This is a genomic window from Rhodanobacteraceae bacterium (genome assembly GCA_016713135.1).
Taxonomy (GTDB): Bacteria; Pseudomonadota; Gammaproteobacteria; order Xanthomonadales; family SZUA-5; genus JADKFD01.
The window spans coordinates 30,597-54,376 of record JADJPR010000015.1; the positions used below are offsets into that span (position 1 = coordinate 30,597).

14 protein-coding genes and 1 pseudogene are annotated in these 23,780 nt (G+C 68.4%); 6 read left to right on the plus strand and 9 right to left on the minus strand.

The window, feature by feature from the left end; translation table 11 throughout:
• Positions 1-92 precede the first annotated feature (92 nt).
• Entirely contained in the window at positions 93-1,409 is a 1,317-nt protein-coding gene (locus IPK27_12595; GenBank protein ID MBK8068424.1) for a diguanylate cyclase, read from the minus strand.
• A 110-nt stretch (positions 1,410-1,519) separates the two neighbouring features.
• On the opposite strand from IPK27_12595, the gene prpF reads away from it, so the two are divergent.
• Positions 1,520-2,692 carry a 2-methylaconitate cis-trans isomerase PrpF gene (prpF, locus tag IPK27_12600; protein ID MBK8068425.1) on the plus strand — a complete coding sequence of 391 codons (1,173 nt, stop codon included), beginning with the start codon at positions 1,520-1,522 and terminating at the stop codon, positions 2,690-2,692.
• A gap of 266 nt (positions 2,693-2,958) precedes the next feature.
• Complete coding sequence (locus tag IPK27_12605; protein ID MBK8068426.1) at positions 2,959-3,681, plus strand: RNA-binding protein; 723 nt, start codon at positions 2,959-2,961, stop codon at positions 3,679-3,681.
• Positions 3,682-3,881: 200 nt separating this feature from the next.
• On the opposite strand, the gene parE is transcribed toward IPK27_12605, so the two are convergent.
• The 4 genes from parE to IPK27_12625 all read right to left on the minus strand — a co-directional run bounded on the left by parE (position 3,882) and on the right by IPK27_12625 (position 11,210).
• Positions 3,882-5,765 (minus strand): DNA topoisomerase IV subunit B, encoded by a 1,884-nt coding sequence (parE, locus tag IPK27_12610; protein ID MBK8068427.1) that lies wholly within the window; start codon positions 5,763-5,765, stop codon positions 3,882-3,884.
• A 311-nt stretch (positions 5,766-6,076) separates the two neighbouring features.
• On the minus strand, positions 6,077-9,142 hold the full coding sequence (locus IPK27_12615) for a carboxypeptidase regulatory-like domain-containing protein (protein ID MBK8068428.1): 3,066 nt from the start codon (positions 9,140-9,142) through the stop codon (positions 6,077-6,079).
• Positions 9,143-9,264: 122 nt separating this feature from the next.
• Positions 9,265-10,074 (minus strand): hypothetical protein, encoded by an 810-nt coding sequence (locus IPK27_12620; GenBank protein MBK8068429.1) that lies wholly within the window; start codon positions 10,072-10,074, stop codon positions 9,265-9,267.
• Positions 10,075-10,541: 467 nt separating this feature from the next.
• Positions 10,542-11,210, minus strand: coding sequence for a YceH family protein (locus IPK27_12625; protein MBK8068430.1), 669 nt, complete (start codon positions 11,208-11,210; stop codon positions 10,542-10,544).
• A 148-nt stretch (positions 11,211-11,358) separates the two neighbouring features.
• On the opposite strand from IPK27_12625, the gene IPK27_12630 reads away from it, so the two are divergent.
• Both IPK27_12630 and IPK27_12635 read left to right on the plus strand, forming a co-directional pair.
• On the plus strand, positions 11,359-12,873 hold the full coding sequence (locus IPK27_12630; GenBank protein MBK8068431.1) for a fumarate hydratase: 1,515 nt from the start codon (positions 11,359-11,361) through the stop codon (positions 12,871-12,873).
• 338 nt (positions 12,874-13,211) lie between these two features.
• Positions 13,212-17,267 (plus strand): mechanosensitive ion channel, encoded by a 4,056-nt coding sequence (locus IPK27_12635; GenBank protein MBK8068432.1) that lies wholly within the window; start codon positions 13,212-13,214, stop codon positions 17,265-17,267.
• 14 nt (positions 17,268-17,281) lie between these two features.
• On the opposite strand, the gene IPK27_12640 is transcribed toward IPK27_12635, so the two are convergent.
• Complete coding sequence (locus tag IPK27_12640) at positions 17,282-17,695, minus strand: organic hydroperoxide resistance protein (protein ID MBK8068433.1); 414 nt, start codon at positions 17,693-17,695, stop codon at positions 17,282-17,284.
• Positions 17,696-17,901: 206 nt separating this feature from the next.
• Positions 17,902-19,971 carry a winged helix-turn-helix domain-containing protein gene (locus IPK27_12645; GenBank protein MBK8068434.1) on the minus strand — a complete coding sequence of 690 codons (2,070 nt, stop codon included), beginning with the start codon at positions 19,969-19,971 and terminating at the stop codon, positions 17,902-17,904.
• Positions 19,972-20,154: 183 nt separating this feature from the next.
• Here IPK27_12645 and IPK27_12650 point away from each other — a divergent pair, with 183 nt between their 5' ends.
• Entirely contained in the window at positions 20,155-21,459 is a 1,305-nt protein-coding gene (locus IPK27_12650; GenBank protein ID MBK8068435.1) for a hypothetical protein, read from the plus strand.
• 103 nt (positions 21,460-21,562) lie between these two features.
• The gene (locus IPK27_12655) at positions 21,563-21,991 is read left to right on the plus strand and encodes a glycine zipper 2TM domain-containing protein (GenBank protein ID MBK8068436.1); all 429 of its coding nucleotides are present in this window, start codon (positions 21,563-21,565) and stop codon (positions 21,989-21,991) included.
• A 14-nt stretch (positions 21,992-22,005) separates the two neighbouring features.
• Here IPK27_12655 and IPK27_12660 read toward each other — a convergent pair whose 3' ends face one another.
• Positions 22,006-22,863 (minus strand): sulfurtransferase, encoded by an 858-nt coding sequence (locus IPK27_12660; protein MBK8068437.1) that lies wholly within the window; start codon positions 22,861-22,863, stop codon positions 22,006-22,008.
• A pseudogene (locus tag IPK27_12665) lies at positions 22,832-23,690 on the minus strand (DUF1289 domain-containing protein). Before IPK27_12665 ends, IPK27_12660 begins: the two are co-directional and overlap by 32 nt.
• Between the last annotated feature and the right edge of the window lie 90 nt (positions 23,691-23,780).

Consider the following 23,780-nt stretch of genomic DNA (forward strand, 5'->3'; position numbering starts at 1 on the left):
TCGCTGGCAAGTGCGCAGGGGCCCTGAAATCACTGGAGCGCCGGCTCCGCCAGGCGACCAGTGGCTCGCGCCCGGGCACCTTCCGGGGGGCGCTACCCCACCGGCGGCAGCGCCTGGACCACGCGGTTGCGGCCGGCGCGCTTGGCCGCGTACAGCGCCGCATCGGCACGCGCGAAGAGTTCGCTCGGACTTTCGCCTGGCCGGTGCTGGGCGATGCCGGCCGAAAAGGTCGAGGCCACCGGCTCGCCGGCGACGCCGACTTCGATGCCGGCATAGCGTCGGCGCCAGGCCTCGATCTGACGTGCACCGTCGGCGGACTGGGATGCAGTCATGACCACCGCGAACTCCTCCCCGCCATAGCGGAAGGCGAGGTCCTGGGCGCGGTTGTCGGCCAGCAGCACGCGCCCCAGTTCGGCGAGGAAGCGGTCGCCGACCGCATGCCCATGGCGGTCGTTCAACTGCTTGAAGTGGTCGATGTCGATCATCGCCAGGCATGCCGGAATGCCGGCCTGCGCCGCGCGGGTCAGCTCGCGCTGCAGGATCTCGTCGAAATAGCGCCGGTTGTACAGCCCGGTCAGCGGGCAGCGAATCGCCTGCTCGCGCAACTGCCCGTGCAGCCGCTCGATCTCGGCGATGCGCTGGGCCAGCTCGTCGCGCGCCTCGCGCAACTCCTGTGCGGCGCGCACGCGCTCGGTCACGTCCTGCTTGATCGCGATGTAATGGCTGACGCGGCCGCGCTCATCCTTGACCGGCGCGATGGTCTGTTCCTCGAAATACTCGCTGCCATCCTTGCGCCGGTTGACGATGTCGCCATGCCAGACCTCGCCGGCGCGCAGGGCGGACCACAGCCGCGTGTAGAAGTCCGCATCGTGGCGACCGGACTTGAGCAGGCTCGGGCGGGCGCCGATCAGTTCTTCGGGGGTGTAGCCGGTCATGCGGCATACCGCCGGATTGACTCGAACGATCAGGCCCTCCGCATCGGTGACCAGCACCCCGCTGGCCGCGGCATCGATCGCCACCGACAGCAGGCGCACCTTCTGCTGCGCCGCGCGGCTGGCGCTGACCTCGCGCATCGCCACCAGCACCTGGCGCTGGTCGCCCAACTGCAGGGGCCTGAGCGCGATGTCGACCGGCACCTCGCTCCCGCTGCGGTGCACTGCCGTCAGTTCCATGCCGCTGGCCATCGGCCGGTGCGAAGGGTTGGCCATGTAGCCCTCGCGCAGCCGCGAGTGATCGGTCACGCGCAGCGGCACCAGGCACTCCATCAGGCGGCCCTGCAGATCCTCCGCGCGCCAGCCGAGCAGGGTGTCGCACATGCGGTTGGCGTAGCGGATCACGCCGCCGGCATCGACGAGCACCACGGCATCCGGAAACAACTCCAGCCAGCCGGTGTCGGTGAGATCGGTCATCGCGGCGCCCCCTGCGCATTGCAACGCCCAAGCCATCAGTCTGACGATTGCCCGATGCGTCTGCCTTGACCCGGCTTAAACTTGCGCGCTTTTCACTCCGGAGCCCCGCCATGCGCCACCCCGCCCAGATCCGCATCCCGGCCACCTACATGCGCGGCGGCACCAGCAAGGGCGTGTTCTTCCGCCTGGCGGACCTACCGGTGGCGGCGCAGCGGCCGGGGCCGGCGCGCGATGCACTGCTGATGCGCGTGATCGGCAGCCCGGACCCGTATGCCAAGCACACCGACGGCATGGGTGGCGCCACCAGCAGCACCAGCAAGTGCGTGATCATCGGGCCGGCATCCGTGCCGGATCATGATGTCGATTACCTTTACGGCCAGGTGGCGATCGAACAGGCCTTCGTCGATTGGTCCGGCAACTGCGGCAATCTGTCGAGCGCGGTCGGGCCGTTCGCGATCGCCAACGGATTCATCGATCCTGCCCGGGTGCCGCGCGACGGCATCTGCACCGTGCGCATCTGGCAGGCCAACATCGGCAAAACCATCGTTGCGCATGTGCCGGTGAGCGCTGGCCAGGTGCAGGAAACCGGCGACTTCGAGCTCGACGGCGTGACCTTCCCGGCGGCCGAGATCGTGCTCGAGTTCCTCGACCCGGCCGAAGATGATGGCGAAGGCGGCTCGATGTTCCCGACCGGCAAGCTGGTCGACGATCTGGACGTCCCGGGAGTGGGCACCCTGAAGGCGACCATGATCAACGCCGGCATCCCGACTGTCTTCGTCAATGCCGCCGACATCGGCCTGGCCGGAACCGAGCTGCAGCCCGAGATCAACGGCGACTCCGCACGCCTGGCCATGTTCGAAGCGATCCGCGCCCACGGTGCTCTGCGCATGGGCCTGATCAAGGACCTCGGCGAGGCCGCCACCCGCCAGCACACGCCGAAGATCGCCTTCGTCGCGCCGCCGCAGCCTTACTTGGCATCGAGCGGCAAGCGCATCGAGGAGGCCGAGGTGCTGGTGCGCGCGCTGTCGATGGGCAAGCTGCACCACGCGATGATGGCCACCTGCGCCGTCGCCATCGCCACCGCCGCCTCGGTGCCCGGCACCCTGGTCAACCACGCCGCCGGCGGCGGCCCGCGCGAGTCCGTGCGCTTTGGCCATCCCTCCGGCACCCTCAGGGTCGGCGCGAAAGCCGAGTTCAAGGAGGGTCAGTGGAGCGTCACCAAGGCGATCATGAGCCGCAGCGCGCGGGTGCTGATGGAGGGGTGGGTGCGCGTGCCCTTGTAGAGGGTTGTGGGTTCTGGGTTGTGGGTTGTGGGCGGCAACAGCCCGGTGTGCTGAAGCGCTTGCGGGAGCGGCTTCAGCCACCATTTTTCGCGCTGAGCCGGGGAAAGATCGCCGACAGAGTCGGCTCCGACGGGCCACGGCGTGCGAGCTTCGCTGCCACAACCCACAACCCACAACCCACAACCCACAACCAGAACCCACAACCCTCAGACCCCATACCTGTGCCACAGTCCCGCCTTCCACCCACCAACCCGATCGAGCACCCCATGGCCGACCCCATTCGCCTGTCCAGGCATCTCGCCGCGATGCTGCCGTGCTCGCGCCGGGAGGCGGAGCTTTACATCGCCGGCGGCTGGGTGAGGGTGGATGGGGTGGTCGTCGAGGAACCCCAGTTCCGCATCACCGATCAGAAGGTGGAACTGGACCTTGGTGCGCAGGCCGAGCCGGCGTTGCCGGCGAGCATGCTCTGGCACAAGCCCGCGGGCGTGGACGCCGATGCGCCGGCTGATCCGGCATCGCCGCTGATCCAGCCAGGTTCGCGCGCCGCGGACGATGCCTCGGGGGTTCGGCTGCTGCGCCGCCACTTCACCCACCTGGAATCGGTGGTGCCGATCGACGCCGCGGCCAGCGGTCTGGTCGTGCTGACCCAGGACCGCCACCTGGCGCGCAAGCTCAAGGATGACTTCGCGCGCTTCGAGCAGGAGTACGTCGTCGAGGTCAGCGGCGACATGCCGGCCGATGGCCTGGCGCGGCTGCAGCGCGGCGCGGGCATCCAGCCCTACGGTCCGGCAGCGATCAAGGCCAGTTGGCAAAGCGAAAAGCGCCTGCGCATCGCCGCCAAGGCGATCCGCCCGGGCCAGGTGCGCCAGATGTGCGAGGCGGTCGGGCTCCAGGTGGTCGCCATGCGCCGGATTCGCGTCGGGCGGCTGCCGATGGCCAGGCTGGCGGTGGGCGAGTGGCGGTACCTGGCTCCGGACGAGCGGTTGTAGCTTGGAATCGAGTTGTGGGTTGTGGGTTCTGGGTTGTGGGCAGCAAGAGCGCGGGCGGCGGGGGCTAGTCGCCGGCTGCTTCTGCGCACGAATTCACGCAGTGGCTCCGGACTGGCCGCACCCAGCTTTGGCTGCCCACAACCCAGAACCCACAACCCACAACCATCAGAATCCCCTGGCGCACAACCGAACGATCACCATCACACCACCGCCAGATCCCCCTTGGTCTCCAGCCATTCGCGGCGGTCGCTGGCGCGCTTCTTGGCGAGCAGCATGTCGAGCATGCCGTCGGTGCCGTCGGCGTCGTCGATGGTCAGCTGCACCAGGCGGCGGGTGTCGGGGTGCATGGTGGATTCGCGTAGCTGCTGCGGATTCATCTCGCCGAGGCCCTTGAAGCGGGTCACGTTGACCTGGCCCTTGATCTTCTCGCGCGCGACGCGTTCCAGCAGTTCGGTCTTCTCGCTCTCGTCGAGCGCGTAGAACACCTGTTTGCCCACGTCCACGCGGAACAGCGGCGGCATCGCGACGAACACGTGGCCGGCCTGCACCAGGCTGCGGAAGTGGCGCTGGAACAGGGCCGAGAGCAGGGTGGCGATGTGCAGGCCGTCCGAGTCGGCATCGGCCAGGATGACGATCTTGCCGTAGCGCAGCCCGGACAGATCCGGCTTGCCGGGGTCGAGGCCGATCGCGACCGCCAGGTCGTGCACTTCCTGCGAGGCCAGCACCGAGGTCGATTCGACTTCCCAGGTGTTCAGGATCTTGCCGCGCAGCGGCAGGATCGCCTGGAACTCGCGCTCGCGCGCCTGCTTGGCCGAGCCGCCGGCGGAATCGCCCTCGACCAGGAACAGCTCGGTGCGCCCGAGGTCCTGCGAGGCGCAGTCGGCCAGCTTGCCGGGCAGGGCCGGGCCGCTGGTGACCTTCTTGCGCACCACCTGCTTCTCGGTTTTCAGGCGTGCCTGCGCGCGCTCGATCGCGAGCATCGCGATCTTCTCGCCGAGTTCGGTGTGCTGGTTCAGCCACAGGCTGAAGGCGTCATGGATCACGCCCTGCACGAAGGGCGCGGCGGTGCGCGAGGACAGGCGCTCCTTGGTCTGCCCGGCGAACTGCGGATCCTGCTGCTTGAACGAGAACACGAAACTTAAGCGCTCCCAGATGTCCTCGGGTGCCAGCTTTACTCCGCGCGGCAACAGGTTGCGGAACTCGCAGAACTCGCGGATTGCGTCGGTCAGCCCGGAGCGCAGGCCGTTGACGTGGGTGCCGCCCTGCGCCGTCGGGATCAGGTTGACGTAGCTTTCCTGGATCAGCTCGCCCTCGGGCGTCCAGCCGATCGCCCAGTCGGCGGCCTCGGTGGTCTTCTTGATCGCGCCGGTGAAGAGGTCGGCTGGGATCACCTCGCGGTCGGCCAGTTGCGAGCGCAGGTAGTCCTTGAGCCCGTCCTCGTAGTACCAGCGCTCGGTCTCGTTGGTCGATTCGTCCCACAACGTGACCGTCAGCCCCGGGCAAAGCACCGCCTTGGCACGCAGCACGTGGCGCAGCCGTGGCATCGACAGCTTGGGCGTGTCGAAATACTTCGCGTCCGGCCAGAAGCGCACCTTGGTGCCGGTGTTCTTCTTGCCGACGGGACCGACCACGCGCAGCGGCGTGGCCGGGTCGCCGTGCGCAAAGCCGATCGAAAACTCCTGCGCATCGCGCTTGATCGTGACCTCGACGCGCTCGCTGAGCGCGTTGACCACCGACACGCCCACGCCGTGCAGGCCGCCCGAGAAGTTGTAGTTCTGGTTCGAGAATTTCCCGCCCGCGTGCAGCCGGCACATGATCAGCTCGACGCCGGGCACCCCGTGCTCGGGATGGATGTCCACCGGCATGCCGCGGCCGTCATCGATGACCTCGATCGAGCCATCGTTCCAGACCCGGACCTCGATGTTCTTCGCGTAGCCACTCAGCGCCTCGTCCACCGAGTTGTCCACGACCTCCTGCACCAGGTGATTCGGGCGCGTGGTGTCGGTGTACATGCCCGGCCGGCGCTTGACCGGCTCCAGGCCTTGCAGGACTTCGATATCGGCAGCGTTGTAGCGGGCGGTCATCGGGTGTGCGGCGGGTTGCGTTGGGCCGGCATGCTGCAGCGTGCGGGGCGGGGAAGCAACCGGCTGGTTGTGGGTTGTGGGTTGTGGGCCGCGAGCTCGCACACCGCAGCCATGTGGGAGCCGACTCTGTCCGCGATCTCTTCCTGGCGGCCGCCGACAAGAGATCGCGGCTGAAGCCGCTCCCACCGGCTATCGGCACCCAGGCTCTTGCCGCCCACAACCCACAACCCAGAACCCAGAACCAAAGAAAAGGCCCCGGAGTCTCCCCCGGGGCCTTCAGTTACCGCAGTGTGGCTAGATGGCTAGCCGCATCAACCATCCGTGCGCAGGCTGACGGTGTCGACCCGGAAGGTCGTCGCCAGCGAGCTGTCGGTGGAGCCGACGAAGCGGATGCGCACGTTCTTGCCCTTGTGCGCCACGACGTTGTAGCTGCGCTGCACGTAGGTGGACGCGTTGGTGGTCTTGTTGACGTTCGACAGGGTCACCAGGGTCTGCAGCACCGCGTTCGTGCTCGCATCGACCAGCTGCACGGTCAGCTTGTCATAAGCCGTCGTGGTGGTGGTCTCGCTGGTCACGATCGAGGTGTAGAAGCTCAGCGTGGCCTGGGTCGCGCCGGCCGGGATCAGCGTGGGCTGGCTCTGCACCGTCTGCGAGCTGGTGGTCGCATTGACGCCGAGGTAGGCATAGCTGCCACCGGTGTTGGCATTGGTCTGGCCGGCCAGCAGGGTGTTGAACGAGGTGCCGGTCGAGGCCGAGCGGGCCCAGGAACCATCCGGCGCCGAGTTGGTGCTGGTGGTGATCGTGTCGAAGTTACCGTTGGCCAGCTTCTCGGTGACCGTGCCGCCGCCACCGCCGCCGGTGGTCCAGGAGGCCGTCACGTTGAAGGTCAGGGTGCCGGTGGCGTAGCCGTAGACGCGGACGTAGTAGGTGCCGACGGTCGGCGTGGCGAAGGTGCAGGTCTCATTGCCCGAGCCAGTGTACGGACGGCAGTCGTATACCGTCAGCGTGGCCTGGGCGCCGGCCTTCACATACAGGTCGACGTCGCCCGACGCACCGCTGGTGGCGATGGTCAGGTTGGACGCACCGGACGGGATCGCCACGGTGTAGTCCTTCCAGCTGCTGTTGGCACTGGTGGAGTTGGTGGAACCCGCGGAAGCCACGCCGTTGCTCAGCGCGGTGGCGCCGCCGGTGGTCGCCGTGCCAGTGAAGTTCTGGCCGGTGCTGTTGGCGCTGGAGATCGTCACCGAACGGTTGGCCGGGCTGAAGGTGTAACCCGACAGCGACGGGGTGACGGTGTAGCTGCCATTGGCCAGGCCGGAGATGGTGTAGGCGCCGGTGCTGCTGGTGGTCGCGCTGGCCGAGCCGGTGCTGACGGTGACGCCCGAGATGCCGGTGCCGCCGCTGGTGGTCACGGAGCCGGAGATGCTGTAGGTCGTGGTCGTCGCGGTGCCGGTGAAGTTCTGGCCGGTGACGTTGCTGCTGCCGATGGTCACGGCGCGGTTGACCGGGCTGAAGGTGTAGCCCGAACGGGTCGGCGTGATCGTGTAGCTGCCGGAGGCCAGGTTGGCCAGGGTGTAGTTGCCGCTCGAATCGGTGGTGGTGGAGACCGAGCCGGTGCTCACGGTGACGCTGCCGATGCCGACGCCGGTGCTGGTGGTGACCTGGCCGGAGATCGAGTAGGTGGTCACGGTGCCGCCGCAGTTGCTGAACTTGAAGTCGCGGGCGCGGGTGGACCAGCTGCCACTCGGGCGGTACATGCCGATGGTCCAGAAGGTGCAGTCGTCCACCGGATCGACCACCGTCTGGTGGTAGTCGCCCCAGCGGCCGGAGGTCTCGGCGGCGGCGCCGGCGGCGATCACGTTCTCACCCTGGGTCATCACGCCCAGCGCGTCGGTGACCAGGCGGCCGGTGTACTGCAGCGAGGCATAGGTGGTCGGCGTGGTGGTGCGGCTGACGTTGTAGCTCATGCCGATGTTGCCCATCTTGTCGGTCGCCGCGGCGCCGAGCAGGTGATGGGTGCTGCTGTCGCCCGGGCTGAAGGTGCCTTCCTGGTGCAGCGTCCAGTTGCCGCCGCCGGTGCGGCGCAGTTCGAACCAGCGCACGCCGGAGTCGACCACGGTGCCGCTGCGCGCGGTGTTCTGGTTGGTCGCGAAGGTGCCCACGATGGTCTCGTAGGAGCCCATGTTGCGGTAGTTCATCAGGTTCAGGATGACTTCGCGGATCGGGTCGAGGCGCGAGGTCGAACCCGGCTGCGGCACGGTGTCGAACGAGGAGTAGTCGCGGAACCAGCTGTTGAACTCGGTGATCTGGATGCGCGGCAGGGTGGTGATGCTGCTGCTCGACGGCGTGGTCCAGTTGAAGTTGAGCTGGTATAGGTCGATGAAGTCGGCGGTGGTGTTGGCGCCGGTGCCCGCATGGGCTTCGTCATCGTTGTGGCGGGCCAGGATCGCACCCGAGCCGGCCGGCGGGGCCGTGGTGCCCATGAACGAGGCCGGGGTCAGCGCCTGGAAGCCATAGCCCGAGAGCTTGGCGACACTGGTGAAGCGCTGCGCGGCGCGCGCGGTGGCGCCATTCAGCATGTTTGCGCGGTCGAAGGCATAGACCTTGGCGCCGCTGCCAGATTCGTTGGCGGTGCAGACGTAAGCGTCGCCCCACACACCGCAATGCGGGTAGTCGGGCAGCGCCGGGGTGGCGAAGCCGTAGAACCACCAGCCGCCGGAGACCGGGTCGGAGGTCTTCGACACGTAGGTGCACAGGCGGTTGGCGCTGGAGGTGCCGCCCATTTCGAGCATGAACCAGCGGTTCGCGAGGCGATCGAACAGGATGATCGGATCCGACACCGAGGTGGCACAGGGATCGCCGGCCGGGGCCAGCGACTTGAAGGTGGTCGGGCCGGACACCAGTGTGCCGGACTTGTTGTACACCTTGAAGGTGGTGCCGGACGAGCTGTTGATGCCGTACAGGATGTGGTTCGTGCCGACTTCGATCACCGGGTCGCCAGGGCTGACGCCGGTATTGCCGTTGTCGATGTTGATGCGAGCCGGGCCGCGGAACGACACGTCGCCGGCGCTGCGCGAGCTGCTGTCGAACAGCGCCTGCAACTCGCCCAGGCGGTCGGGGGCGGTAGTCCAGTCGGCCGGCGCATGCGGCGCGCGGGCGTCCAGCGGGTGATACACGCGGCGCTGGGCTTCGCGAATGGGCTGGCCGGGTTGCCACATCGCGGCCGTCGGCAGGTTGCGCAGATCGACGTCGATGCCAACGGGCGTCACCGGTTCCCCAACCGACACGCCGTTGCCGTTGCTGAGCCCCTGGGCGACCGCGCCGGTGCCGACCGCAGTCAGCGCCAGTGCTGCCACCAAAGCTAGATGCTTCTTCATGGATATCGTTCCTGAATGAGTAAGAACTGGATCAAGTGCTGCTCTCGATGGTCACTTGTCGCAGTCATGGTCCCTGGGAGCGTCTCATCGAGTTCCCCGCCTCGCTGTCCCAACTCCGGCCGTCACGCGGGCCGGAACTCCAACCGTCGCAGCAGGCGAATCTCCCCTCGCTTGCTGACGACCTCGATGTCCGATTCCGGCTTGCCGATCTCGGCAGTGGCCGACTTGTTCGGTTCCTGTCCCGGTTGCGGGACGATCTCGACACTGAATTCGGTGGCAAACACGCCGGAGCTGGCCATCGCCAGTCGCGCATTCAAGCCATCGACGATGCCGAGCAGGATGTTGCCGGTGCTGGTGGCGATGCGCTGGCGGCTGCCCATCGGTGCCGGATCCAGTTGGCCCTCGACCATGCCGGCGCCGGTCTCGACATCGACCAGGCCAGCAATGCCACGGAAATTGATGCTGCCCTCGGCGCTGCGCGCCTTGAGGTTGCCCTGCAGACCACGGACGTCGATCAGTCCACGTTCAGTCACGATTTCGAGGTCATGTCCCTGCGGTACGTAGGCGGTGATTTCGACGCGCTGGCCGGGCGCCAACACCACGCCTTCCGGCAGGCGCGCGACCAGGGAGTAGGCAGCGCCGCTGCTCCCGGTCACGCCGATCTTGTGCAGCGCGGCGCCGTTCTGCGCAACGGTGCGCCACTCGAGCTTGTGCTCGTAGCCGCCGAAGCGGACGCGGACATCGCCGTAGGGATTGTCGATCCGGATCGGCTGCTTCGTGGGCAGGTCTTGCAGGTTGGTGGTGCGCTCGATGTCGCCTTCGGTCAGCACCGGTGCGGCGGCATCGGCCGGGGCATCGGCCACCGGCGCGACCGGCTGCTGTGCGCAGCCCGCCAGTGCCAGCAACAATCCCCCCAGGATCCCCTTGCGCACGCCCCGAACTCCCCAGCATGTCTGCATGTCGCTCGTCTCGCCGTGGTCCGGGTGACGCCCGATCATCGGCGAGGCAAACGAAGCCCGTCTGACTCGTGAAATGAAAGTCCGGCGATCGCTCCCCAGCCCGCATTGCTCCCCAGCAATGCTGGCGTCGACCGCCGATGAACTCCCCCTGAAGCGGATCCTGCCTCCCCCCGGAGGTGGACCGGCGCGCACTGTATTCAGGCTTGATTCAAGTGTCAATGGGTGGCGTAAAGCGACGTGATGCGTCACTCGTGATGTTGCAATGCGTGACAGGGGTGTGAAGGGTGGGGCCACGAGGTCAAGAGGGCACGAGGGCACGAGGGCACGCCAGGACCTCATCCCAGGCCCGGCCTCGTCTCACCGCGATAGCGGTTGAAAAACAAGCACAATCAGTTACTTGCAAAGGTCCAGACGAGAGCGAGCCTTTTCGTGCCCTCGCGTCAGACCTCAGCCCCGAGGTCCCGCAGCGCCGCGGTCAGTCGCGCTACCTGGGCTTCCAGCGCGCTGACGCGGTCGCCCAATGCGCTGCCGCCGGAATGGCCTTCGCTGTCGTCGCCGCGGCGCATCTCGGCGGCGGCGCGCTCGGCGTGCTCACTGCCGCACAGCAAGTGCATGTAGCGCTCGACGCTTTGCCCCGGCTGCAACGGCAGTCGAGTTGCGAGGGCCGGCTGGCGGCGGGTCAGGCGGTCCAGGGTGTCCTTGACCTGTTCGATGTCGCTGAACTTCGCCAGGCGTTCGGCCCGGGTCATCAGTTCGCTCGGTGTCTGCGGCCCGCGCAGCAGCAACAGGCAGAGGATTGCGCGCTGCGGTGGCGTCAGGGTGTAGATCTCCTCGAAGCGGTGCTCGTAGCGCAGGGCGCGCGGCGAGTGCTGGACCCGCACCAGTTTCTTGTCTTCCAGTGTGCGCAGCGCATGCCCGACGGCGCCAAGTTCCAGTTCCATCACCGGCTCGCGCGCGGTCTTCTGGTTGGCCGCGACCATCGCCGCGTTGGCGGTCAACGGGTATTGGTCCGGCGTGGTCAGCGCCTTTTCGACCAGGCACCCGAGCACGCGTGCCTCGATGTCGGAGAGTTGCGGAATCGTCGGGGCGGTGGGTGCGGAGTCGGTCATGGTGGAGTTCCGGTGGTGGATGCCACCGAGAGTAGCGAATGCGCTGCGGTGCGGCGAGACGTTGCAGCACAAGCCGACCCGCTGACCTGCCAGCGGAGCGTCCGGGAGGGCTAGACTGGCGCCCCCGAACCGCCGCCGAGCGCCCCCCATGGCCACCATCCGCCAGGAAGACTTCATCCAGTCGATCGCCGACGCGTTGCAGTACATCAGCTACTACCACCCGGTCGACTACATCCAGAACCTCGCACGCGCCTATGAGCGCGAGGAGTCGCCCGCGGCCAAGGACGCGATCGCCCAGATCCTGATCAATTCGCGCATGTGCGCCGAAGGCCATCGTCCGATCTGCCAGGACACCGGCATCGTCACCGTGTTCCTGAAGGTGGGCATGAATGTGCGCTGGGACGCCATACTGTCGCTGGACGACATGGTCAACGAGGGCGTGCGACGCGCCTACAACCATCCGGACAACAAGCTGCGTGCCTCGGTGCTGGCCGATCCGGCCGGCAAGCGGACCAACACCAAGGACAACACCCCGGCGGTGGTCAACATCAGCATCGTGCCGGGCGACGAGGTGGACGTGATCGTGGCCGCCAAGGGCGGCGGCTCGGAGGCCAAGAGCAAGTTCGCCATGCTCAATCCGTCCGACTCGGTGGTCGACTGGGTGCTGAAGACGGTGCCAACGATGGGCGCCGGCTGGTGCCCGCCGGGCATGCTCGGCATCGGCATCGGCGGCACCGCCGAGAAGGCGATGCTGCTGGCCAAGGAAGCGCTGATGGAACCGATCGACATCCAGGAGCTGATCGCGCGCGGGCCCGCCAACCGCGCCGAGGAACTGCGCCTGGAGCTGTACGAGAAGGTCAACGCGCTCGGCATCGGTGCGCAGGGCCTCGGCGGCCTGACCACCGTGCTCGACATCAAGATCAAGGATTTTCCCACCCACGCCGCCAACCTGCCGGTGGCGATGATTCCCAACTGCGCCGCTACCCGGCACGCGCATTTCACGCTGGATGGCTCAGGCCCGGCCACCCTGGATCCGCCATCGCTGGACGACTGGCCGCAACTCACCTACGACGCGAGCAAGGGCAAGCGCGTGAACCTGGACACCGTGACCCGCGAGGAAGCGGCGAGCTGGCAGCCGGGCGACGTCATCCTGCTCAGCGGCAAGCTGCTGACCGGGCGCGACGCCGCGCACAAGCGGATGGTCGACATGATCAATCGCGGCGAGCCGCTGCCGGTCGATTTCACCGGGCGCTTCATCTACTACGTCGGTCCGGTCGACCCAGTGCGCGATGAGGTCGTCGGCCCGGCCGGCCCGACCACCGCCACGCGCATGGACAAGTTCACCCGCACCATGCTGGAGCAGACCGGATTGCTCGGGATGGTGGGCAAGGCCGAGCGCGGCCCGGCGGCGATCGACGCCATCCGCGACAACAAGGCGGTCTACCTGATGGCCGTCGGTGGCGCCGCCTACCTTGTGTCGAAGGCGATCCGCGCCGCCCGGGTGGTCGCCTTCGCCGACCTCGGCATGGAGGCGATCTACGAGTTCGAGGTGCAGGACATGCCGGTCACCGTGGCCGTCGACAGCCGCGGCAGCAGCGTGCACCAGACCGGCCCGAAGGAGTGGCAGGCAAAGATCGGGAAGATTCCGGTGGTGGTGGCTTGAGGCTGGGACCTGGCCCTGACTCTGTGAGTGGTTGGAGAAGCGGGGCAGGGGGCAAGGGGGCAGGGGACCTGTTTTGCGGCTTTGCGGATGCAATGAGGTGAGACGCGGCACTGGGCCTTGAGTCCAGAGCGGCTACGCGGCCAGGTCACTGCGGCAAGCCATTCCCCTTGCCACGTGACCCTTGACCCGCCTTTCATCCCCGCGCAGACCCGGTTCAGACATGTCCCGCTAGCGTCCGCGGGGCCTGGAATCCAAACCGCGGCGCGGCCAGGCCAGCGCGGCAAGCCTTTTCCCCTGCCCCCTGACCCTTGCCCCGCCGTTTCCCTCAGGTCTCATTCGTGCCCAGTCGCTCCTTCAAATTCCTGACGATCGTTCTCGCCCTCATCGCGACGCTGGTGTCGACGGCGCGGGCGGAGGGGCCGCTGGACGCCGAGGCGCAGGCCTTCCTGAAGGCGCACGGTCCGGTGCGGCTGGCGCCGGATCCGGATTTTGCGCCGGTGGATTTCGTCGATGGTGCCGGGCGCCACCGTGGATTGTCGGCCGAGTTGCTTGATCTGCTGGCGCGGCGCAGCGGGATGCAGCTCAAGCGGGTATTGCAGCCCAGTTTCACCGATGCGCTCGCGGCCCTGCAGGCGGGTGAGGTGGATGTCGTCAGCGGCGTGTTCCAGAGCCCCGCGCGCGCCGGGCGCTTCCTGTTCAGCAGCCCCTACCTGAAGCTGCCGGCGGCGCTGATCGCACGCCGCGATGGCCCTGCGATCGCCAGCCTGGCCGATCTCAAGGGACGCCGGATCGCGGTGGTGCAGGGCGTGGTCTGGCAGGAATTGCTGACCGCCGCAGGCTATCTGGATGAGCAGCGGCCGGCGGCGGACATCGCCGCGGCGCTGGCGCTGGTGGCGGAAGGCGAGGCGGATGCCTATCTCGGCGACCTGCTGAGCGCGGATCCGGTGCTGCGGCGCCAGCGCCTCGGGGGCGCACTGCTGGTCACCGGCGAGAGCGGTCTGGAGGCCGGCGTCGCCTTCGCCATCCGGCCGGAACTGCCGCAGCTGCAGCGGGTGTTCGATCAGGCGCTGGCGAGCGTCACGGTGGAAGAGGAATCTGCCCTGCGCACGCGCTGGCAAGGTGCCGACGCGCCGACCGAGGATGACGACGCGATCGAAGTGCCGCCGAGCGGCGCGCGCACACTGCGACAGCTGCTCGCGGAAATCGATGCGGCCAACAACCTCCCCGACGCCGAGCGCGAGGCGCAGCGCCAGGCGGTCACCGCGGCCCAGGCCTTCGAGGCGCAGGCGGACCAGAACCTGCTGCGCATCGAACAAATGCGCCGCGAGGCAGAGCAGGCCGCGGCGGATGTCGAACGCCTGCAGGTGCTGGCCCCGGCGGCGGCCGCCGAGGACTTGCTGCGCTGGCGTGGCAGCCTGCCGCAGCGCGCCAGCAGCGCCGAGCTCGAGCAGTTGCTGCTGACCGAACAGACCGCGCGCGGCAGCCTGCAGGAGACGGTCGAGCGCCTGGCCCAGCGCGCACAGGAACTGCAGCTACGACCGGCGTCCCTGCGCAAGGAACTGGAGGAACTGCGCACCCAGCTCGATGCCCTGGCGATCCCGCCGCCCTTGCCGGAACTGGCGGCGCGCATTGCACACGCTGCGGCGCTGTCGCAGTCGCGCGCCTTGGGTGCCGCGATGGCCGCCGCGATGGCCGAGCAGGGGCACCTGGAAACCCTGGCCAAGGCAACCGATCTGCGCCGGCGCGAGCGCCAGCGGGCGCTGGCCTTGCGTGCCGAACGGGTCAGCGTGCTGGAGCAACTGATCGCCGAGCGCGCCGACCAGGAACTGGTGCAGGAGCTGGCGCTGTGGCGCGCCGCGGCCGAGCAGCACGCCAGCGAAGTGCCGCCGATCCGCGATCTCGCCGCCGAGAACCTGGCGAGCGGCGAATCGCTCGCGCGCCTGTTGCGCCGGCTGGCCGATCTGCGCGCGCAAGCCCAGCGCATCGAGCGCCAGCAGGGCGAGGTCGGCCGCGCACTGTCGAATGCGCGCGAGCGGATTGCCATTGGTGGCGTGACCGAGTCGGTCGGCATGTTGCTGCTGGCGGAACGGCGGCGCCTGCCGAACCTGTCGTCGCTCCGCGCGCAGCTCACCGCCTTGCAGAGGGAGTACGCGGAGCTGCAACTGGCCCAGGTCAGTCTCGGCGAGGAGCGCGACCGGCTGGCAGATCTGCCTTTGGCGTTGGCCCGCCTGAGAGACAGCGATGTCGACGGGGGCGCCGAACTCTCGCCCGAGCAGCGCGCCACGCTGACCGAACTGCTGCTGGCGCGCACCGAGTTGCTGCCGCGCGTCTTGCAGGCGCAGCAGAAAGCCGCGGAAGTGCTGCAGGACTCCGAGACCCGTCTGGCGCAGTTGCTTGACCAGAGCCAGGCGCTGGCGCGGTTGATGGAGCAGAACCTGCTGTGGATTCCAAGCCACCGGCCGGTCGATGCGCTGTGGTCGCAGCGCGTCGGCGAGGGCTGGCGCGATCTGCTGGGCAGCGCGCGCTGGTCGCAGGCCTGGCAGCGCCTCAGTGGGCGTCTGCCGCACAAGCCGCTCTGGATCCTCGGGCTGCTGCTGCCGGTGGCGCTGCTGCTGGCGCGTGGCGTCATGTTGCGGCGACTCTCGGAGCTGTCCCGTCGCCTGCGCGAGGTGCGCGAGGATCGCTTCCGCTACACCCTGCAGGCACTCGGGCTGAGCGCGCTGCTGGCGGCGCCGATGACCCTGTTCTGGTGGCTGCTGGGGCACATGCTGCAGTCGGTGGGGATTGCCGGCCAGTTCACCGAGAGCCTGGGCGGTGCGATGTTCGCCACCGCGCCGCACCTGTATCTCTACGCCTTCCTGTCGGTGCTCTGCCGCGAGGAAGGTGTGGCGCACATCCACCTGCGCTGGCTGCGCGCAAGGCGCGAGGCGATCATGCGCCTGCGCTGGTTCTGGTACCTGCTGGTGCTGCCGCTGTTGTTCTTCGTCGAGCTCTCGTTGTTGCGCGACATCGATGCGGTGAACAGCAGCGTCCTGCGCTCCTCACTGGTGCTGCTGCTCGCGGTGCTGGCGGCACTGTGCGGCTGGCTGCTGGCTCCGGGGCGGCTGTTCGCCAGCCGCGTCGCCGGCCCTGATCCGCGCCCCTTGCTGCGCCGGGTGCTGCGCGTGGGCGTGGTCGTCGGAATGCTCGTCATGGCGCTGCAGCCGCTGGCCGGCTACGTCTACACCTCGGCGACCCTGCTCGGGGTCTTCCTCGACACCCTGCAGGTGTTGCTCGCAGTGACCCTCGCGCATGGCCTGGTGCTGCGCTGGCTGGTGATCGGCGAGCGTCGCATCGCGCTGGCGCAACAGGCCCGGACAACCGAGCCCGAGCACTCCGATGCCGGCATGGACGTGCCGAAGATCGGACTCGACACGGTCAACCTGCGCAGCATCAGCGACCAGTCGCGCAGCCTGCTCAGGGCCACCACCATCGTGCTGCTCGGCAGCGGCCTGCTGTGGTCGCTGGCGGACGTCGCGCCCGCCTTCACGCTGCTCGACCAGGTGGTGCTGTGGCAGGCCAGCGAGCAGGTCGAAGGCGCCAACGTGGTGCGCGCCACCAGCCTCGGCGATGTGCTGCTGGCGCTGCTGGCGCTGGTGCTCGGGGTGGTCGCCGCCCGCAACGTGCCTGGATTGCTGGAGATCGTCCTGTTGCGGCGATTCACCGAGGATGCGTCGGTGCGCTACGCCGCCGTCGCGGTGACACGCTATCTGATCAGCTTCCTGGTCATCGTCGCCGTGTTCGGGCTGCTCGGCGTGCGCTGGGGACATCTGCAGTGGCTCGCCGCGGCCTTCTCGGTGGGCCTGGGTTTTGGCCTGCAGGAGATCTTCGGCAACTTCGTGTCCGGCCTGATCCTGCTGTTCGAACGCCCGTTCCGCGTCGGCGACATCGTCACCATCGGCGAGTTGTCGGGCACCGTGCGCCGGGTCAACACGCGTGCGACCACGATCGTCGACTTCGACGGCAAGGACATCGTGATCCCGAACAAGACCTTCATCACCGAGCGCTTCGTCAACTGGACCCTGAGCGACACGGTCACGCGCATCGTGCTGCGCATCGGCGTGGCCTACGACAGCAATCCCGACGAGGTGCGCGTCACCTTGCTGGAGCTGGCGCACGCGCACCCGGCGGTGCTCCACGAGCCTCCGCCGGTGGCCCTGCTGATGTCTTTGGGCGCCAGTACGCTGGACTTCGAGCTACGTTGCTTCGTCGACCAGATCGGCGACCGCCTGCGCACCACCGACGATCTGCACACGCGCATCATCGCGCGCTTCCGCGAGCGCGGCATCCGCCTGGCCTATCCGCAGATGGACGTGCACCTGCACCCTGCGGCAGGCGCGGCAGGGTGCGGATAGACGTCAGGCCCAACTCAGGCGACCGCCAGTTCGACCTCGATGTTGCCGCGGGTGGCCTTGGAGTAGGGGCACACCTGGTGCGCCGCCTGCATCAGCGCCATCGCCTGTTCGGCCGCAAGCTGCGGCATGTGGCCGGTGAGCTTGACCGCCAAGCCGTAGCCGGTGGCGTCCTTGCCGATGGTCACCTCGGCGCTGATCGTCACCGGCCCGGTGACGATCTTCTGCATGCCGGCGACCAGCTTGAGCGCGCCGCCGAAGCAAGCCGAGTAGCCGCAGGCGAACAACTGCTCCGGGTTGGTGCCATGCCCACCCGGACCACCCAGGCCCTTGGGCACCACCAGGGCGAAATCGAGGATGCCGTCATCGCTGGCGACCTTGCCGTCGCGTCCTGCGGTGGCACTGGCTTTTGCGGTGTAGAGGGGTTGCATGGGGTGCTCCGGTGGTGGGTGAGAACGGGAAGCAGTCTAATTCAGGAGCCAAAAGTGAAAAGTGAAACGTAAAACGTCAATTCGCCCCGCGCCCATTGACGTTTTCCGTTTCACGTTTGACCTTGCTTGCGGAGGAACAACTTCTGGCATCAGATCCGGCCCAGGCCCATTGACGTTTCACGTTTGACTCTGCTTGCGGCGGTACATCACTCGGCGTCGGGCCCGACCCACATCAAATCCACCTCCACCTTGTCGGTTTGCGCGATCACCGCGGGCGGGCCGTCGCGGCTGACGTCAATGGCGCGGCTGAGGGCGCCGGGGTGCGGCCAAGCCGTGCTGCCATGTGTCCCATCCGTCAGCGCATGGCGGTCGATGGTGGTGCCGGGGTTGTCGGCGGCGACGTAGAACACCGCGCCCTCGGCGACAGCCCAGTTCCGCCGGTCTCCCGGCGCCAGTTCGATCGGCAACGGCGAGCACTCCTGGCCGTGGCAGCGATGCAGGCGCGCATCGCCGACCTCGACCAGGAACAGGCCCTGCGGGTCCACCTGGTAGTGCTCGACGGAATCGTGCATGCGCTCGGGTGGCGCTTTGCCGTCCAGACGGAAACGCCACAGCGTGGCCAGGCGCTCGTCGCCGACACGGCACCAGGCATGCATGCCATCGGGGTCGAACTGTGCATCGTGCGCGCCCGCAGGCGCGTGCATGAGCGCTTGTGGCGCGTCGGCGCCGATGACGAACCGCCACAGATCGACGCCGGCCGGCGCATAGCGCGTCAGCAGCAGTTCGCGGCCATCCGGCGACCACGCCGGCTGCGCCCAGCGCATGGTCGGATCGAGCGGCAGCCGCGATTCGTTGCGGCTGGCCAGGTCCAGCAGGTAGATCGACTCGGCGCCATCGCGATTGGATTGGTAGACCAGTCGTTGGCCATCCGGTGCGAGGCGCGGGTAGGCATCGTAGCGGCTGGACGCGGTCAGGCGTTCGGGCACGGCGCCGGGCGCGAACCACCAGAGGTTGGCATCGTAGCCGGCCTGCTCGTAGACCAGCGTGCCATCGGCGGCGACATCCGGATAGCGTGCGCCGCGCGCGCCGAGTAATTCGGACTTGCCGCTGACCGGATCGATGGCGACCAGTGCGCGGAAGCCCAGGCCGTCGGTGGCGGCGAGGATCCGGCCATCGGTGAGAAAATCGGCGCCATACAGCATGCTCGCCGGGAAATCGATGCGCCGGTCGTTCCCGGCAGCCTCATGCAGGCGCAGCGAACGGTCGCCTTCGACGCCGCGCGTGTAGACGATCCGGCCGGCGCCGTCGATGCGCGGATGGGTGTCGTTGCCATGGCCCTGCGGCGGCGCAGTCAGCGATTCGCGTCGACCGTCGGCCAGGCGCAGGCGCGCAAGGCCAGCGCCATGCCCCGGCACTTCCGGCGGCGCGGTGTAGGCCACCTCGTCGCCTGCCCAGTCGGGGCAGCTCAGCACGCCGGGCGCACAGTCGGCGACGCGCACCGGCGCGCCACCCAGCACTGGCGCGCGCAACAGTTCGCAGGCACCTGCGCGGTGACGGGTCCACAGCACCTCGCGGTCGTCCGGGCTGAACACCGGGCAGAGGTCGTTCGCGCTTCCGTCGGTCAGCGTGCGGGCGATGCGCCCATCGCGCGAGCGCAGGCGGATGCTCGCGGTCTCGCTGTCGGGTGCGACCTCGCTGTAGACCACCAGATCGCCTGCATGCGCCAGCCGCGGGGCCAGTTCCCAGCCGGGATCGCTGGTCAGCGGCTGGGCGTTGAGCAGCCGCGCGCGCCAGTCCTCGGCCGCATCAATTGGCGCTTGCGGGCGCAGCAACCAGGCCAGCGCCAGCGCCGCGAGCCCGAAGGCCGCCAGTCCCGGTGCCAGGTGCGGCGGGCGGCGGACAGGCACTCCCGCCGACGGTGCAGCCGGTGGCGCAACCACGATGGGCGTGTCATCAGCCTCCGGGACTGCAGTCTCTGCGACCGGCGCAGACGCCTCCAGCCAGTTCACCGCCGCCAGCAGCCGATAGCCGACCTTCGGAATCGTTTCCAGGTAGCGCGGCGCGCGCGCATCGTCGCCGAGCGCCTGGCGCAGATCGGCGATGGTGCGCGAGAGCACCTCGTCGTTGACCATCCGACGCGACCAGGCCGATGCCAGCAGGGTCTCGCGGCTGACCGTGCGCCCGCCCGCGAGTGCCAGCAGGCGCAACAGCTGGATCAGGCGCGGCTGCACCCGCTGGCGTTCCTCGCCACGCTGGAATTCATTGAGTTCGGGCACGACCCGCCACTCGCCGACTTCAAAGGGTCTCAGGCGATCCGCGTCTGCTTCGTTTGGGTCGTGCGAAATCAATGATTTGTGCGAGTTCAGTGAAAACGGAGAAGTTCCGGAGGACAAGTTCAGGCGGGCCCGCGGGCCGCCGGGAAGGATGGTGCCACCCCAACTGGCAACGAGGAACCCTGCATGAAGATCGTCGGCATCATCGCCCTCAGTCTGGCCGCCGGCAGCGCGCTGGCGCAACCGGCCGCCTGTCCGCGGCTGCTGGTCAGCGGGTATTTCAGCAACAATGTGCACATATTCGACGCCTGCACCGGCGCTTTCGAGCGCCTGCTCGACAGCACCGGCCGGATTGCTGGCGCGCAGGCCACGGGCGTTGGCCCCGACGGCAAGCTCTATGTGGTCAGCGAAGGCAGCGGCCAGATCCTGCGCTACGACGCCCAGACCCTGGCCTTCGAGGCCGTGGCGGTGACCTTGCCGGGCACCTTCGGCGGCACCGGCATGGTCTTCAACGGCAACGAGATCTGGGTGGCCGGTTACAACTACGACGGCGTGCGGCGCTTCTCGCTCACCGGCGAATCGCTCGGCGATGTGGTCGCGCCGCGTGCCGGCGGCCTGAACGGCGCGGACAACGGCATGACCATCGGACCCGATGGCCGGCTGTACGTGCCGGGCTACGACAGCGACAGTGTGGTCCGGCGCGACTCCGTCAGCGGCCAGACCAGCACCTTCATCGCGGCCGGTGCCGGCGGCCTGAACGAGACCCGCGGCATCCTGTTCGAGCCCGATGGCCAGACCCTGCTGGTGACCAGCGAGGGCAACGGTCGCGTGATCCGCTACACGGCGAACGGCGCGGCGATCGGCAGCGTGATCACCGGGCTCAACCGGCCCACCGGCATCGCCTACCATCCGGATGGCAGCCTGCTGGTCGCTGATGCCGAAGCCGTGCGCAAGTACGATCCGCAGAGCTATGCGCTGCGCGGGACGCTCGCGACCGTGGCCGCCGGGCAAGTCGACGGCACCACGTACATCAGCTTCCTGCCGCGCGTCGGCATCGACCAGGCGCAAGTCGGCAGCCAGTATTGGGTCAGCGGCAGCGGGCCGATCACTGGCCGGACCATCGTGATCGACCAGGTCATCAGCACCGTCGGGCCGGCCTTCGGCGCCAACTATGACCCGGCGGAACTCGTCATCGAGCGCTGGGGTTCGTTGCGCGTGCAGTTCACCAGTTGCACCCGGGCGAACTTCAGCTGGGACTCCACCGGCGCCGACTCCGCTGGCTTCGGCAGCGGCAGCTACCCCATGCAGCGCATCGTCGAGAACGAGCTGACCCAGCGTTGCCAGCAGCAGGGCTTCGACAACGCCAACGACATGCAATGGATCCTCGGCAGCTGGTACGGCGGCGACGCACGCAACGGCGAGGGCATCCTGATCGACAAGACCCTGGACGGACGCGCCTTCGTGGCGTGGTTCACGTATCGGCCACGCTGATCGGCCGAAGCTGAATGGAAAATCGTGCGCCGCCGCCGCAACCGGCTGCGGTTCAGGCGCCGCGGTGCAGGTTTGAGCCCTGGCCAACTGCAGGAGCACTGCGATGCGAACCCGGATTGTCCTGTTGATGCTTGCCCTGCTGACGCTGGCGGCATGCGCCACGCCGCCACGCTACTACAACGACGGCTACCGCAGCGCCTGCAACAACTGCGGCACCGTCGAACGCATCGAGCGCGTTTACGGCGAGCGCGAAACCACCGGTGGCGGCGCGGTGCTCGGCGCGATCATCGGCGGCGCCCTCGGCAACCAGGTCGGCAAGGGCGATGGCCGCAAGGCCGCGACCGTGGCCGGCGCGGTGATTGGCGGTGCCATTGGCAATGCGGTCGAGAAAGACCAGCGCTCTCGCCCGCGCTTCGAGATCTTCGTGCAAATGGACGACGGCCGCCGCCTGGTGGTCGAGCAACCCAGCCTGGACGGACTGCGCGAGGGCGATTACGTGCAGATCGTGGGCAACCGGGCGCAGCTGTTCTGAGCCGGGCGCCTGGGTCAGGCGGTGCTCACGGGGCGGGCTGGATCCCGGATCCATCCGCTCCACGAATCCGGATACAGGCGGGAGCCGCGCAGGCCGGCGACTTCCATCGCCAGCAGGTTGTGGCAGGCGGTGACGCCGGAGCCGCACATGTGCACCACCTGGGTGGCGGGGCGGCCGTCGAGCAAGGCCGCGAATTCCGCGCGCAGCTGGGCCGGGGTCTTGAACTTCCCGTCGGCCGCGAGGTTGTCGCTGAAGGGGCGGTTGACCGCGCCCGGGACATGGCCGGCGACCGGGTCGATAGGCTCCACTTCGCCGCGGAAGCGCGCCGCGCCGCGTGCGTCGATGAGCGCGATGCTGCGATCGGCAAGTCCCGCGCTGACGGCGTCCGCGCTCAGCCAGGCACTGGCCGGCAGCGCAAGTCGCAGCGGCAGCCGCGTCGGCGGATAGCTCGGCGGCGTGCCGGTTTCGAGCGGCAATCCGTCGGCTTTCCAGGCCGCGAACCCGCCATTCAGGACCTTCACCTGGGCGAAGCCGAGCACGCGCAGCAGCCACCACAGGCGCGCCGCGTAGGCGCCGTGGTCCTGGTCGTAGGCGACGATGTGGGTATCACGGGTCAGGTCCAACCGCGCGAACGAGGCCGCCAGCGCGCGCATCCCGGGCAAGGGGTGGCGGCCGTGGGTGTCCATCTGCGACAGGTCCGAGAGATCGCGGTTGAGGTCCGCGTAGCGCGCGTGCGGGATGCGTCCGGCCGCGTAGGCGCGCGATCCGGCATCGGGATCGGCGAGGTCGAAGCGGCAATCGACAAGGCGCAACTGGCGGTCTTCCAGCCGCGCGACAAGCTCAGCGGTCGAGATCAGCGGGGTCGAAGCCATGGCGGTCGAGGCGCTCCAGCAGGTTCACCAGCATGCCTGCGGTGGCGCCCCAGATGTAGCGCTCGCCGTAGGGGAATGCATAGTAACCGCGCAGGCGACCGCGGAAATGGCGCTCTTCGCGCTTGAGATTGCGGCGGTCGAGCAGGAAACGCAGCGGAACCTCGAACACTTCGTCGACTTCGCGCGCGTCCGGTCGCGTCTCGCAGCCGGGATCGACAATGCCGACGACCGGGGTGACCGCGAATGCGCTGATCGTGCCGTAGACATCCAGGAGTCCGATCGGCCGGACCGCGGAAGGGGGGATCCCGAGTTCCTCATGCGTCTCGCGCAGCGCACCGGCGACTGCGTCGGCGTCGCCAGCCTCGATGCGTCCGCCGGGAAAGCTGATCTGGCCGCCGTGAGTGGGCAGGTCCGGGGTGCGTCGGGTCAGCAGCACCTGCCAGCCGGCGTCGCGCGGAATCAGACCGACCAGCACCGCGGCGGGGCGTAGCGGCTGGCCCGGCGGAAGCAGGCCGTCGAGTTCGTCGAGGTTGCATGGGGCGGCGCTGGCGCAGCTGACAGGGCGCAGCGCGCCGGCCAGATGATCGATCCAGCCCGGCCGCAGCAGCGTGGGCGCCTCATCCCACATTCGGGCCCATTCCGCGCTGCGGCAGCACCTCGTCCATGATGCGCAGTCGTTCTGCGTCGCTCATCCGGCTCCACGCGCCGATCTCGTCGCCCGTGCGCAAACAACCCATGCACAAACCGTCGTCGCCGAGGGTGCAGATGCCAATGCACGGGGTGAGCGCGGGCGGCGGAGCCGGGCGCCAGTTCACATTCCAGTCCATGCGCGCAAGTGTATCGCTTGCCACGCCGGAAGCGCGCGTGAAAGCATCCGCGCCATGCAAAAGCCATTCCCGCATTCAACCGCCGCTCAG

Excerpts from the sequence above, each read along its gene's own strand:
- IPK27_12595 (MBK8068424.1), bottom strand. The coding sequence starts at position 1,409 with ATGACCGATCTCACCGACACCGGCTGGCTGGAGTTGTTTCCGGATGCC.
- prpF (MBK8068425.1), top strand. The coding sequence starts at position 1,520 with ATGCGCCACCCCGCCCAGATCCGCATCCCGGCCACCTACATGCGCGGC.
- IPK27_12605 (MBK8068426.1), top strand. The coding sequence starts at position 2,959 with ATGGCCGACCCCATTCGCCTGTCCAGGCATCTCGCCGCGATGCTGCCG.
- parE (MBK8068427.1), bottom strand. The coding sequence starts at position 5,765 with ATGACCGCCCGCTACAACGCTGCCGATATCGAAGTCCTGCAAGGCCTG.
- IPK27_12615 (MBK8068428.1), bottom strand. The coding sequence starts at position 9,142 with ATGAAGAAGCATCTAGCTTTGGTGGCAGCACTGGCGCTGACTGCGGTC.
- IPK27_12625 (MBK8068430.1), bottom strand. The coding sequence starts at position 11,210 with ATGACCGACTCCGCACCCACCGCCCCGACGATTCCGCAACTCTCCGAC.
- IPK27_12630 (MBK8068431.1), top strand. The coding sequence starts at position 11,359 with ATGGCCACCATCCGCCAGGAAGACTTCATCCAGTCGATCGCCGACGCG.
- IPK27_12640 (MBK8068433.1), bottom strand. The coding sequence starts at position 17,695 with ATGCAACCCCTCTACACCGCAAAAGCCAGTGCCACCGCAGGACGCGAC.
- IPK27_12650 (MBK8068435.1), top strand. The coding sequence starts at position 20,155 with ATGAAGATCGTCGGCATCATCGCCCTCAGTCTGGCCGCCGGCAGCGCG.
- IPK27_12655 (MBK8068436.1), top strand. The coding sequence starts at position 21,563 with ATGCGAACCCGGATTGTCCTGTTGATGCTTGCCCTGCTGACGCTGGCG.
- IPK27_12660 (MBK8068437.1), bottom strand. The coding sequence starts at position 22,863 with ATGGCTTCGACCCCGCTGATCTCGACCGCTGAGCTTGTCGCGCGGCTG.